The organism is Roseibium algicola (genome assembly GCF_001999245.1).
GTDB lineage: Bacteria > Pseudomonadota > Alphaproteobacteria > Rhizobiales > Stappiaceae > Roseibium > Roseibium algicola.
The window spans coordinates 1,321,552-1,334,805 of record NZ_CP019630.1 but is presented as its reverse complement, the minus strand read 5'-3'; the positions used below and the strand labels follow the sequence as shown (position 1 = coordinate 1,334,805).

The window sequence follows — 13,254 nt, the reverse complement described above, 5'->3', positions numbered from 1 at the left end:
GGGCTAATGAAACAGCAGACTTTCGTTTGCGTCCATGGTGTCTGGCATGGCGGCTGGTGCTGGTCGCGTCTGGCAAACATCCTGCGGGCACGTGGGCATCGGGTGACCGCACCAACGCAGACGGGCCTCGGCGAGCGCTCGCATCTGCTTTCGCCGGACATCACGATCCGGACCTTCGTGGAAGATATCGTCCGGCATTTACAGTTCGAGGACCTGGCGGACGTCATTCTAGTCGGCCACAGCTTTGGCGGCATTCCGATCACCGGGGTTGCAGACCTCGTGCCTGAGCGGATTGCCGGTCTGATCTATCTCGACGCGATCATGCTGGAAAGCGGAGAGACCTGGTTCGATCTTCTGCCGCAAGATCTTGCCGAAGACCGCAGGAAGCTGGCGGAAACCAGCAGCGGCGGCCTGTCACTGCCGCCAGCCCCGCCGGAAAGTTTTGGCATCACGAAGCCGGACGACGTTGCCTTTTTGAAACCGCGCCTGACACCGCACCCGTTCCGAACCTTCACCACGGCACTGGACCTGAAGCACCCGGTCGGAAACGGTCTTCCAGCCCATTACATCGAATGTACTGACCCGCCGTATCCGCCGGCAAAAGTCGCGCTGGCCCGGGCACAGGCCAAGGGATGGCCGGTCTCTCGGATCGCGACAGGCCACGATGCCATGGTGAGCGAGCCTGAGGCGCTTGCAGATCTGCTGGAAGAGATTGCAGAAGAACTTTGACGATGAACAGGCTGCCGTTCCCGGAGCTTCAACGGAAAACGGGGCAGCCTTCTTTCGAAGACTGCCCCGCATCACTGCCAGGACAAGATCGGGTAACGCCGGCAGTCTTTAGAAGAACCCGAGTTTGTTCGGGTTGTAGCTGACCAGCATGTTCTTGGTCTGCTGATAGTGATCCAGCATCATCTTGTGGGTCTCACGGCCGATGCCGGACTGCTTGTAGCCACCAAAGGCCGCATGGGCCGGGTAGGCGTGATAGTTGTTCACCCATACGCGGCCTGCCTCGATGGCGCGGCCGAACCGGTAGCAGCGGTTGGCATCACGCGACCACACGCCGGCGCCGAGGCCGTACATGGTGTCGTTTGCAATCGCCAGGGCTTCTTCTTCGGTCTTGAACGTGGTGACGGACACCACCGGGCCGAAGATTTCCTCCTGGAAGACCCGCATCTTGTTGTGGCCTTTCAGGATGGTCGGCTGAACGTAGAAGCCGCCGGAAAGGTCGCCGTCGAACTTCGCTTCCGCGCCGCCGCACAGCACTTGTGCACCTTCCTCGACCCCGATGGTCAGATAGGACAGGATCTTGTCCTGCTGCTCGCGGCTGGCCTGGGCACCGACCATGGTCTCGATGGCGCGCGGGTCACCCTGCTTGATAGCTTTCACACGTGCGATCGCCCGTTCAATGAAGGCTTCGTAGATGTCTTCCTGGATCAGGGCCCGGCTCGGACAGGTGCAGACTTCACCCTGGTTGAAGGCGAACAGAACAAAGCCCTCGATGGCCTTGTCGAGGAACGCATCGTCTTCGCTCATGACGTCGGAAAAGAAGATGTTCGGCGACTTGCCGCCCAGTTCCAGCGTCACCGGAATGAGGTTCTCGGTTGCGTACTGCATGATCATCCGGCCGGTTTCGGTCGACCCGGTAAAGGCGATCTTGGCGATGCGATTTGACTTGGCGAGCGGGGCGCCAACCTCTGCACCAAAGCCATTGACGATGTTGAGAACGCCATCCGGCAACAGACCGCCGATGAGCTCCACCAGCACCATGATTGCCGCCGGGGTCTGCTCGGCCGGTTTCAAAACGACGCAGTTGCCGGCGGCAAGCGCCGGAGCCAGTTTCCAGGCAGCCATCAGAATGGAGAAGTTCCAGGGAATGATCTGCCCGACAACGCCGAGCGGCTCATGGAAGTGGTAAGCAATGGTGTCGGCATCGATCTCCGACATGGAGCCTTCCTGGCCGCGCAGAACGCCTGCGAAATAGCGGAAGTGATCGACGGAAAGCGGAATATCGGCTGCCGTGGTTTCGCGGATCGGCTTGCCGTTGTCCCAGGTTTCTGCCTTTGCCAGAATGTCGAGATTCTGCTCCATGACATCGGCGATTTTCAGCAAAATATTGGCACGCTCTGCTGCCGGGGTCCGGCCCCAGGCTTCCTTGGCCGCATGGGCCGCATCAAGCGCCAGGTCAACGTCAGCGGCATCGGAACGGGCGACTTCGCAAACGGTGGCGCCGGAAATCGGCGTGATGTTGTTGAAATACCGTCCGTTCACAGGCGCAACGAATTTGCCGCCGATATAGTTGTCATAGCGGGACTTGAACGGAGACGTCGTGTCGACGGAAAAACTGGGCATCTGATTCATCTGGGTTCCTCCACAAGTTCGGCGGTCAGGCAACCGAAGCTGCGACGGGCCGAAGGTCCCGGTCCTCCACCGGGAATGGGCGGACTGTGCCGGAGGAACTTGCGCTGTGGTAGGAGGGGGCAGATGCCTGTGTCCGGCATGTGTCTCAGTTCTGAGACAGGTCAGCCGGGATATCAGTCTATGTTCAGCCGTTTCATTCGCCGGTAAAGGGTTGCCCGGCCGATGCCGAGCGCGCGCGCGGCTTCGGAAACGTTGCCGCCGGCCCGCGCCAGTGCACGAATGACGGCAGCCCTTTCGGCCTTCTCAAAGCCACTCGGGCCATCCTCGCGGCCAAGCAGATCGGAAGCGGGCAGGGGCTTCAGAGGGCCGCTTGCACCAAGCCCGAAGGCCTTCCTGGCGGCGCGCGTCGCCCCGAGAACGATGTCGTCGGCGTCGACGGCAAACAGCATTGCAGTATCGGTAGTTTCCCCGTCGGCGACGATGATACGGGCGGCAGGAAAAGCGGCGCGGAAGGTTTCGATCTCGATCTGTCTTGCAGTCTGCGAGACCATCGCTGCGATCAGCCGGTTGAAGGTTTCCGTCTGGTCGGAACGGGCAGAAGACACATCGAGTGCACCGGCCAGCCTGCCGTCCGGACCATAGATCGGCGCGTCCATGCAGCTCATGCCGACATTGCGAGCCAGGAAATGTTCCTGCCGGTGGACGATCAGATTGCGTTCCTCGGCAAGGCAGGTGCCGATGCCGTTTGTGCCGACGGCGGCTTCGCTCCAGTCGGTGCCCTGGCTGAGACCCCAATCCTGAAAGATGTCCGCATCGGCGCTCATGCAACGCTGGTCGAGCACGACGCCTTCCGCGTCGGTCAGCAGAACCGTGCAGCCGGACTGACCGACCAGGCCGAATAACTGGTCCAGTTTCGGCGTGGCGATTTTCAGGAAGGCACCTGTCTCTTCCCGTCGCTGGTAAAGCTGGTCGTCCCCCATGCGCTGGGGCGCCTTGTGGGCGGCAGGGTCCAGGCCGTGCTTGTCGATCGATCTGCGCCACGAGGCGGCAATCCGGGACAGCGCAGGCGCCGATCCCGATTGCACGGTTCGCAGAACTGTCTCGACATGGTCCTTCATAAATGCGACCGCCGACCTCGGGTCTTCCAGCCGTTTGCGCCGGTTTCAAACCGTCGGATCGTTCCTCCCATGAACGCTCGATTGATCGCGGAGGATGGAGGGATTGCATGGCGATTGCAAGTCGTCTGTCCGGCAAGGTGCCGAGCCGAAGACGCTGGCGGGCTGGACATGAAGGTTGGCATTGCCTTTCCGGCACCTCAAACGATGCGCCTTCTTCCGGCAAGAGTTTCAGGTATTCATTGTTGTTTTTCTCAATGGGTTATTTGGAGAAAAAGAAACGTTGGGTAATTAATTCGAAAATTTCGCGCGGAAGTAGTGATTGTTTGTCAGTAATGGCAGTTAAAAACAGACATATGTCTGGAACTGATTAATGCTGACGTAAGCAAATTCGTATACTCACAATGCTAACTCTGGAGGAGTCTGCATGTATGGAATGGTGAACGAAGGCATTCGCACCTTCATTCTGGACAACCACGGACCCGAAGCCTGGCAAAGCATTTGCGAAACCGCGGGCCTGGAGGAACTCGAATTTGAAAGAATGTCGAGTTATGACGATGCCATAACCTACAAGCTTGTCGGTGCCATCTGCAGCTTTACCGGCCTGCCTGCATCGGACGTCCTGAGCATCTTCGGAAAATACTGGGTCGAATACGCAGGCGCCTCGCATTTCGGCAATCTGATGCGCCTTGCCGGCAATTCCTTCATCGAGCAGTTGAAGGGACTCGATGACATGCACGACCGGATCCTGCTGTCGATGCCACATCTGAAGCCGCCGTCCTTCGAGGTCGACCAGAAGGACGATGGATCCTGCATTCTGCACTACTATTCCGATCGTGACGGACTGGCGCCGATGGTCATCGGACTTCTGCATGGTCTCGCCAAGGAGACCGGTGAGAGCATCGAGGTCAACCAGGTCGCGGTGAAATCGGAACAGGCGGATCACGACATCTTTGAAATCCGGATCCTCGACACTGCACTCAAGCCCATGAGAACCGAGGCCGGAATTTGACAGCATCCAAACTCGATCTGACCCGCAAGGCCATCGACATGCTTTTTCCCATGCATGTTGTTCTGGACAGTCGCGGCCGGATCAGTGGACTGGGCCCGACCCTTGAACGGATCCTCGGGCCGGAAGCGTCGGGAGCAAACTTGTTCGACGTCTTCACGGTTGAGCGGCCGCGTAACGTCAGATCCATGGCCTGTGTTCGCGAAAGGCTCGGCACGAAACTGGTCCTTTCCGCATGTCCGCAGGATGGCGAGCCTATACAGTTTCGCGGTTTCGCCCTTGCTGCTGCGGACGAGGACACGGTGTTTCTGGACCTGTCCTTCGGTCTTCACCTTTCACAGGTCGTCGAGCGTTTCAGGTTGACGGAAACCGACTTCAAACCGAACGACTTTTCCATCGATCTCTTCTACTCCTTCGAAGCGCAACGCACGCTTCTGGAGGATAGCCAGAAGATGGCAACTGCATTGAAGGCGGCGAAGATCGAAGCGGAAAAGAAGGCCTCACAGGATACGCTGACGGAGATTGCCAACAGAGGGGCACTGCACCGGCGTCTGGAAGAGGCGTTGCAGCTGCCTGACACCGGCCACGTGTTTGCGCTCCTTCACATCGACCTCGACGAATTCAAGTCGATAAACGACAACTTCGGCCATACCGCGGGTGACATGATCCTGATGCAGACGGCCGAGGTGTTGTCGGCGATATGCGGTCCGAACGATCTTCCTGCGCGGCTTGGAGGTGATGAGTTTGCCCTGTTTCTGGCTGAGCCTCCGGACAAGGAAAACCTCTATGCCATGGCGCTGCGTCTCTTGAATGCGATCGCCATGCCGATCCGCTACAACGGGCACAGCTGCCAGGTCAGCGCGAGTATAGGCGTGGTCCTGTTTCATCCCGGCGAAGTGCAGAACGCCGACAGGCTTATCGCGAATTCCGATATTGCGCTTTACGATGCCAAGGTCACCAGGTCGTCCGTCAAATTGCTGTCAAAGGAGATGATCCGGCGGCACGAGGAGACGAGCAGGTTGGTCTCGCAGATCGAAGAAGGTCTGAAACGCAGCCAGTTCGTTCCCTATTTTCAGCCGCAGATCGATATCGTCACGGGTCGGGTGTGCGGCCTGGAGGTGGTCGCGCGCTGGGAGACGGCAGAACAAGGGGTGTTGCCACCGGCCCGTTTCCTGGAAACGGCGACCAGGGCAAACATCATGTCCGAAATCGACCGGCAGGTACGGTGCAAGGCGTTCACCCATTTTGCTGCCTGGAAATCCGCAGGCAGGGACATTGGCAAGCTCTCGTTGAACGTGACTGCATCGAACCTCAGGTCGGTGGAGTTTGTCGCGATCTTGCATGCCGAACTTGCCACGGCCGGTCTGAAGCCCGAAGACATTCAGCTGGAGCTGCTGGAATCGATCCTCTTCGACCAGTCGGATCAGGAGCTGATTGCCCAGTGCCGTAACCTGGAACAGGCAGGTTTCGCCCTGGCCCTTGATGACTTCGGCACCGGACATTCCTCCATCGCAACCTTGATCGAAACACCGGTCGCGACGCTTAAGATCGACCGCTCGTTCGTTTCCGGGCTCGACAGGAACCCGAAGATGCAGAGAATCGCCGGCGCCATGCTGGCAATGGCCAAGAACATGGGGTTGGACGTTCTCGCGGAAGGCGTTGAAACCCGCGAGGAGCTGGAGTTCCTGAAAAACTGTGGCTGCCGTCTATTCCAGGGTTTCTATTTTTCGCCGCCCATCGGTGCCGACGAGATCCTGCAATGGCTGGATGTCTGGGCGCCGGACGTGAAATACAAGAGCGCCTGATCGAGATACCGTTCTCGTATTCCATAAAGAAAACCCCGTCTCCTTTTCTGGGAAACGGGGCTAAGTCGATCTCGCGGGGAACGCGAAGTCTCTCTTTGGAGTGCCTGCTTATGCCTGCAGGCGGGATCTGATTTCCTTGCGGAGATCGTCGATGGGTGACGTCTTGCCGCCCTCGTTGATGTGCCAGAACGTCCAGCCGTTGCAGGCCTCCTGACCCTGTACCAGAGCACCGACCTTGTGGATCGAGCCGGTATGATCGCCGGACTTGAGCGAGCCGTCGGCGCGCACGATGGCAAGATGCTTGCCTTTCGGGCAGCTGAGTTCCGTCCCCGGCTGCAGCAGACCGCTTTCCAGAAGCGTGCCGAACGGGATGCGCTTCAGCGCCCGCTTGCCCTGCTGCATTTCCAGCGACGCGGCATCGCCCGGCTCGATGGCCTCGATACGAGCCATGGCCGCGTCGATATAGTCCTGCTCGCGCTCCACGCCGACATAGTGGCGGCCAAGTTTCTTGGCGACAGCCCCGGTGGTGCCGGTCCCGAAGAATGGGTCGAGCACGACATCACCCGGCTTGGAAGACGCGGTCAGAACCCGGTAGAGCAGAGCTTCCGGTTTTTGGGTCGGATGCACCTTCTGCCCGTCCTTGCCCTTCAGCCTCTCGGTGCCGGTACACAGCGGCAGGTGCCAGTCGGAGCGCATCTGAAGATCCTCGTTGAAGGTCTTCAGCGCATCGTAGTTGAAGGTCGGCTTCGCATCTTTCGACTTCACCGCCCAGATCATGGTCTCGTGGGCATTGGTGAACCGTTTGCCGCGGAAGTTCGGCATCGGGTTGGACTTCAGCCAGACGATGTCATTCATGATCCAGAAGCCGAGATCCTGCAGGATCGCGCCGACGCGGAAGATGTTGTGATACGAACCGATCACATACAGCGAGCCATCCGCCTTCATCACCCGCCGGACGGCCAGAAGCCAGGCCCGGGTGAAAGCGTCATAGGCTTCGAAACTTTCGAACTGGTCCCAATGGTCGTCACAGGCATCCACCTTTGACTGATCCGGCCTGTGCAGATCGCCACCCAACTGAAGGTTGTAGGGCGGATCCGCGAAGACCAGGTCAACAGACCGGGACGGCAGTTTCTCAAGGGCGGCAACGCAGTCGCCCTTCAGGATCGTGTTCAGCCAGGAAGCACCAGCTTCCGGTTCATTTGATAGGCGGGGTGCCGCGAAGGACACCCCGGTACGCAGTACACTCATTGCGACGCAATACCTCACGCAATTTCGAGTGTCATGGTTACCGGGTTTGGTAAATCAGCGGTTAAGCTGACGGAACAAAAATTCCCTTTGAATCAAGGCTTTGTTTACAATCGTAAAAGCTGAATGAGAAGTTAATGACTTGTCCCGACCGAAAAGGCCAGAATTCTGCTGATTTCGTTCAGGGGACGACCGGAAGTTGCTTTCCATTCGTTAAAGGCGGCCTGAATCGCGGTAAGATTTTTTTTCGACATCGCGTCCTTCTCGATGACATTTTCGCGGATCAGGGCGTTAACCACATCGCCGGAGAGGACGAAACTTTCCTTGCCCATGAAGCGCAAGGCGATTTGCCCTGTGTTGCCACCAAGCCGGCTGCCGCGCTTCTTGAGCAGCTCCATCAGGCCGATCTGGTCGTTGACGGGATAATGCGCGAAAAAACCGGCTGCGCTGCCGTGTTCGGTCGCTAGGTCCTTGAGGAAAATCGCGTTTTCCTGAACAGATCGGATCTTGGCACCGTTGCGGACGATGCGTTTGTCGCCGAGCAGCGCTTCAAAGGCCTCGTCAGGGAGAAAGGCGAGGCGGGGAACGTCGAACCCCTCGAAGGCTTCCTCGAAACCCGGCCACTTCTGGTCGATCACCTTCCAGCTGAAACCGGCCTGGAACACGCACTTGGTGAACATGGCCAGCCAGCGATCGTCACCAACCTTCTCCAGTTCTTCCGCAGTCCTGGGCGCATTATGCTCTGCCAAAAGAGCATTGAGTGCTGCCGGTCCGCCCTTCTTCTCCGCGGCCAGTGCTTCTATTTCTTCAAAGGAACGCATGCGGGTCTCCGTCTCGCTGCAGACGCCGTTCCCCCTGCACCCCTCCTCAGGATGAGGGAGGAGGAAAGGCGTGGTCAGGCGAAAACCTTAGCGCTCCTGGATCTGCTTTGCCCGTTCAAATTTGCGCAGGGCCAGCGAAAGCGTGATCGTCATCATCAGGTAGATCAGCGCGACGACATTGTAGGTCTCGAAGTACCGGAAGGAGCCGGCAGCGTAGACCTTGCCCAGCTGGGTGATATCCGCGACACCCAGAACCGAGACCAGCGAGCTGTCCTTGATCAGGGCGACGAAATCATTGCCGAGGGGCGGCAGGATGGTCTTCAGCGCCTGCGGGAAGATGATCAGACGGAAGCGAAGCCAACCGTTCATGCCGAGTGCTTCGGCGGCCTCGATCTGTCCCTTGTCGACAGCCTGGATGCCTGCCCGAAACACCTCGGCAATGAAGGCCGAATAGCCGATGGTCAGCGCGAGAACGGCGCGCCAGAGCAGAGGGAAATCCCGCGTGCGCAGCGGATCCAGACCCAGAGGTTCCACAATGGCGTTGACCCCGGCAATGAACAGCGGCGTTGCGACGAAGGCGATATAGAGCAGAAGCACGATGATCGGCATGCCGCGCACGATCTCGACGTAGAACCGGGCCATCTGCCGCAAGACGATTGATCCGGACAGGGAGGCAAGCGCCAGCAGGAGCCCGATCAGGGACGCGCAGAAGAAGGCGACAAGCGTGACGAAGACCGTCAGTCCGATACCACGCGAGACCGTCGACATGACCTGCGAATAGATGTCGTCGGTGGCGATCTGGAACAACAGGAAAACCGCAATGCCGGCGGCAGCAACAAGCCAATAGGGAAAGTCTTCCTTGGGGGCGCCGGACGGTGTCTTGTTGCGGAACATGGGTTGGTCTCGGCTCCAGCTTTGTTAACGGCAGTTCAAACGAAAATGGCCGGCATCGGGGCCAAAAGCCCGGATACCGGCCATGGAGTGGAAAGTCCAGCCGCGCAGGGGCGGAGGATGGCCTTACTGGGCGACTTTATAGTCGAAGAACCACTTCTTGTTCAGTGCATCCAGCGTGCCGTCTGTGCGCATGCTGGCGACAGCCGCATTGATCGGTTCGATCAGGTCGGAGCCTTTCGGGAAAATGAAGCCGAAGTCTTCCGAGCCCATCGGATCGCCGATCAGCTTGAAGGTGTCCGGATTGGTCGCGACATAGCCCTGGCCGCCGGTGCTGTCTGTCAGGACCAGATCGACGTCGCCCGCCTTGAGCGCCTGGACAGCAGCACCAAAGGTTTCGAACAGCTTGATGCGCGGGTTGGCTTCATCGCCATCCAGCACTTCATAAACAGTGACGTAGAAGGGGGTGGTGCCCGGTTGAGCACCGGCCAGGAAGTCCGTGTTGGAAGCAAAGCCCTTTGCATCGGTAAACCGGTCTTCATCGGCGCGCACCAGCATGAACATTTCGGACCGCATGTAGGGCTCCGAAAAGTCGACCTGCTCGGCCCTGTCGGCGCGAATGGTGATGCCGTTCATCGCCATGTCGTATTCGCCGGCGGAGATGGCAGGGATCATCGCATCCCAGCTGGTGTTCTGAAAGGTGACGTTCAGGTTCAGCCGCTTGGCGATTTCTGCAACCGCATCATATTCCCAGCCGATTGCCTCGCCTGACTTGGGGTCGACGAACTGCAGCGGTGGGTAGGTGTTTTCCGAAGCAATGACAATGTCCCGGCCACCGAGATCCGGCAGATTGTCGGCAAGGGCGGAGACGCCTGCGCCAATCAGGGAGGAAACGGCGACCGCGAGGGTCAGAACGGTTTTTTTCATGGGAAACTCCTGGTCAAAAGTTAGCCGGACTTTAGCCGCTTGCCACGGTTTGGGAAAGCCTGCTCAAATGCATCGTTGAGGAGCTTGTGCAGAAATTTTCTCTCCGCGAAAAAAAATTCAAAATCCGATGCTAGATCTATTGACCAAGGCAAGCGTTAGCGGGACTGTGAGCCCATAACAACAATAAGGAGACGGTTTATGTCCAACTCAACCAAAAACGTTTTTCATCAAGCCGCCCGCAGGGTTCGTCATGCGCCATCGCATCCGCTTGAGGTCTTTACCGACGCCAACAAGGCGGTCGACCGTTTGATCGAAATTTTTGAATCCAACACCGCCTTTCTGCGCCAGCATTTTCAGGACCTTCTGGATGGCAAGGAAATCGACGGCCGCGTGCGCGCGTTCTATCCGCAGGTCCGTATCGTGACCGACAGCCACGTCCGCCTCGACAGCCGCCTGTCTTATGGGTTCGTCTCCCGCCCTGGCACCCACGCCTCCACGATTACCCGCCCGGATCTGTTCCGTAACTATCTGGTGTCGCAGCTTTCGCTGCTGATGAAGAACCATGACGTGCCGATCCAGGTCGGCGACAGCGACATGCCGATCCCGCTGCACTTCGCTTTCTATGACGGAACGCATGTGGAAGGCGGCGCAGCAGCTGCAAATCTCGACCGTCCCCTCGCTGACATGTTCGATCTTCCCGACCTGACGGTGATGGACGATTCCATTGCCAACGGCACCTACGATCCGGCCGACGGTGTGATGCCGCTGGCATCCTTCACGGCGCCGCGCGTCGACTATTCCCTGCACCGCCTGCAGCACTACACCGCGACAAAGGCCGAGCATTTCCAGAACTACGTGCTTTTCACGAACTACCAGTTCTACATCGACGAGTTCTGCCGCATGTCCAAGGCGCTGCTGTTGCAGCCGGACAGTGGCTACGAGGCTTTTGTTTCCCCCGGCAACGTGGTGCTGGAGGCAGGACAGACCCAGCCGGACGGGGAAGAGCTGACAAAACTGCCCCAGATGCCGGCGTATCACCTGAAGCGGGCTGACGGCAGCGGTATTACCATGGTCAACATCGGCGTCGGGCCGTCCAACGCCAAAACCATCACCGACCATATCGCGGTGCTGCGCCCGCATGTCTGGCTGATGCTCGGTCACTGCGCGGGCCTCAGGAACAGCCAGACGCTAGGTGACTATGTTCTGGCCCATGGGTATGTGCGAGAGGACAATGTGCTCGACCAGGACCTGCCGATCTGGGTGCCGATCCCGCCGCTCGCCGAGGTGCAGGTTGCCCTGGAAGACGCGGTTGCCGAAATCACCGGCATCGATGGGTATGAATTGAAACGTGTCATGCGCACCGGAACCGTCGTATCGCTCGACAACCGAAACTGGGAACTCTGGGACCAGCCGGAACTGGTCAAGCGGTTCTCCCAGTCCCGTGCCATCGCGCTCGATATGGAATCGGCAACCATCGCGGCCAACGGCTTCCGCTTCCGGGTGCCTTACGGCACGCTGCTGTGCATCTCGGACAAGCCGCTCCATGGCGAATTGAAACTGCCGGGCATGGCGACTGACTTCTACAAGCGCCAGGTCGCCCAGCATCTCCAGATCGGCATCAGGGCAATGGAGAAGATGCGAGACATGACGGCAGAACGCCTGCATTCCCGCAAGCTCCGCAGCTTTGCCGAGACAGCGTTCCAGTAAAGTTTCCTGTGCGGACAGGGAGTTCCCGACTTATTAGTGTCGCCCCGGGCGAGCAAAGCGAGACCCGCGGCCTACTGATTTCCAGAAAAATGACCTGGCGTGGCAAGGAGTTGGCAGAACCTCCTGCTTTGGCAAGCTGACTTGCGAGTAGGCCCCGGATCTGGGCTGCGCATGTCCGGGGAAACACCCTGGAGAACAACGCTCGCCCCAAGCCGCCCCGTCCGTCAAACCGTTGCCCACGTACCGGTCTTCGACGAGTTCCAGGCAGCTTCCGTGACCAGTTGCACCTCCAGCCCGTCCCGGAAGGTTGGCCAGACAGGTGTTCCGGTTTCGATGGCCTTCAGGAAGTCCCGCATCTCGATAATGATCTGGTCCTGATAACCGGTTCCGTGACCGGGGCCCTGACAGAAGGGCAGGTAATCGGGATGTGCCGGACCGGTCAGGATCTTGCGGAAGCCGCGTTCCGCCTCCGGCCCTTCGGCAAGGTAAAGCCAGAGCGCGTTCTGGTCTTCCTGGTCGAAGCGGATCGAACCTTTGTCACCGTATATCTCGTAGGCGTAACCCATCTTCCGGCCGGTGGCGACACGGCTGATGAAGAGATGACCCATCGCACCGTTTTGAAAGCGGCACATGAGATGGGCCTGGTCGTCATTGGTGACCGCCTCCGGCCCGTTTGCGCCGGGGCGTTCGGAATGGACGGTCTGGATATCCGCACTAACGCTGGAGATAGGCCCGGCAAGGCGCAGGGCGGCGTTGATGATGTGAGGGGCGAGATCGCCCATGCATCCATTGCTTATGTCCTTGGTACGCCAGTGCGACGGCGTTTGCGGATCTGACAGAAAATCCTCGGTGTGTTCAGCGCGAATATAGTGGATCTGACCAATCCGGCCTGACTGGACAAGGTCATGGGCAAATTGGCTTGCAGGGGTGCGAATGTAATTGAAGCCGGTCATGTTCGGCAGGCCGGAGGCTTCTGCCGCCGCCATCATCCTGCGGCAATCTTCGGCGTGGCTGGCAAGCGGCTTTTCGCAAAAGACAGCCTTGCCGTTTTCAAAGGCGGCAATTGCGATATCCATATGGGTCGACTGGGGTGAGGCAATTACAACCGCATCGATCGCCGGATCGGCAACGACAGTGCGCCAGTCGTCCGTCGCCCGGTTGAACCCGAAAGCACGGGCCTTTTCCCGGGCGCCTTCCAGCGTCGTTGCACAAATCGTCTCGCAAATCGGGCGCAGGCCTGTGTCGAATACCGACGCCACTGATTTCAGGGCAACAGCATGGGCCTTGCCCATATAGCCTGTTCCGATCAGCCCAATCCGGATTTCCGTCATGGTTTCGCACCTCCAATTGCAATGAAAAAGCCGGTGCAGACCTGC

12 protein-coding genes are annotated in these 13,254 nt (G+C 58.9%); 5 read left to right on the top strand and 7 right to left on the bottom strand.

The features are described from left to right. Window positions 1-6 precede the first annotated feature (6 nt). Window positions 7-729 (top strand): alpha/beta fold hydrolase, encoded by a 723-nt coding sequence (locus tag B0E33_RS06225; RefSeq protein ID WP_077290717.1) that lies wholly within the window; start codon window positions 7-9, stop codon window positions 727-729. A gap of 108 nt (window positions 730-837) precedes the next feature. Here B0E33_RS06225 and adh read toward each other — a convergent pair whose 3' ends face one another. Next, window positions 838-2,358: an aldehyde dehydrogenase gene (gene adh, locus B0E33_RS06220; protein WP_077290716.1), complete on the bottom strand. Its 1,521-nt coding sequence runs from the start codon at window positions 2,356-2,358 to the stop codon at window positions 838-840. 173 nt (window positions 2,359-2,531) lie between these two features. Next, window positions 2,532-3,476 (bottom strand): helix-turn-helix domain-containing protein, encoded by a 945-nt coding sequence (locus B0E33_RS06215; RefSeq protein ID WP_208997773.1) that lies wholly within the window; start codon window positions 3,474-3,476, stop codon window positions 2,532-2,534. A gap of 107 nt (window positions 3,477-3,583) precedes the next feature. On the opposite strand from B0E33_RS06215, the gene B0E33_RS30850 reads away from it, so the two are divergent. From B0E33_RS30850 to B0E33_RS06205, 3 genes are read left to right on the top strand one after another with little or no spacing between them, the layout of a single operon-like run. Next, window positions 3,584-3,847 carry a hypothetical protein gene (locus tag B0E33_RS30850; protein WP_156912350.1) on the top strand — a complete coding sequence of 88 codons (264 nt, stop codon included), beginning with the start codon at window positions 3,584-3,586 and terminating at the stop codon, window positions 3,845-3,847. 53 nt (window positions 3,848-3,900) lie between these two features. Then, complete coding sequence (locus B0E33_RS06210) at window positions 3,901-4,485, top strand: heme NO-binding domain-containing protein (RefSeq protein WP_077290715.1); 585 nt, start codon at window positions 3,901-3,903, stop codon at window positions 4,483-4,485. After that, entirely contained in the window at window positions 4,482-6,287 is a 1,806-nt protein-coding gene (locus tag B0E33_RS06205; RefSeq protein ID WP_077290714.1) for a putative bifunctional diguanylate cyclase/phosphodiesterase, read from the top strand. Before B0E33_RS06210 ends, B0E33_RS06205 begins: the two co-directional genes overlap by 4 nt. 108 nt (window positions 6,288-6,395) lie before the next feature. Here B0E33_RS06205 and B0E33_RS06200 read toward each other — a convergent pair whose 3' ends face one another. The 4 genes from B0E33_RS06200 to B0E33_RS06185 form a co-directional block, all read right to left on the bottom strand. Next, a complete protein-coding gene (locus B0E33_RS06200; protein WP_062490224.1) occupies window positions 6,396-7,535 on the bottom strand; it encodes a site-specific DNA-methyltransferase in 1,140 nt (379 codons plus the stop codon). 131 nt (window positions 7,536-7,666) lie between these two features. Beyond that, window positions 7,667-8,353 carry a DNA-3-methyladenine glycosylase I gene (locus B0E33_RS06195; RefSeq protein WP_077290713.1) on the bottom strand — a complete coding sequence of 229 codons (687 nt, stop codon included), beginning with the start codon at window positions 8,351-8,353 and terminating at the stop codon, window positions 7,667-7,669. An 87-nt stretch (window positions 8,354-8,440) separates the two neighbouring features. Continuing rightward, complete coding sequence (locus B0E33_RS06190) at window positions 8,441-9,247, bottom strand: amino acid ABC transporter permease (RefSeq protein ID WP_077290712.1); 807 nt, start codon at window positions 9,245-9,247, stop codon at window positions 8,441-8,443. A 123-nt stretch (window positions 9,248-9,370) separates the two neighbouring features. Further along, window positions 9,371-10,171 (bottom strand): transporter substrate-binding domain-containing protein, encoded by an 801-nt coding sequence (locus B0E33_RS06185; protein WP_023001979.1) that lies wholly within the window; start codon window positions 10,169-10,171, stop codon window positions 9,371-9,373. Between the two features lie 198 nt (window positions 10,172-10,369). On the opposite strand from B0E33_RS06185, the gene B0E33_RS06180 reads away from it, so the two are divergent. Further along, on the top strand, window positions 10,370-11,878 hold the full coding sequence (locus B0E33_RS06180) for an AMP nucleosidase (protein ID WP_062490216.1): 1,509 nt from the start codon (window positions 10,370-10,372) through the stop codon (window positions 11,876-11,878). A gap of 224 nt (window positions 11,879-12,102) precedes the next feature. Here the strand turns inward: B0E33_RS06180 and B0E33_RS06175 are convergent, their stop codons facing one another. After that, on the bottom strand, window positions 12,103-13,209 hold the full coding sequence (locus tag B0E33_RS06175) for a Gfo/Idh/MocA family protein (RefSeq protein WP_077290711.1): 1,107 nt from the start codon (window positions 13,207-13,209) through the stop codon (window positions 12,103-12,105). Window positions 13,210-13,254 lie beyond the last annotated feature (45 nt).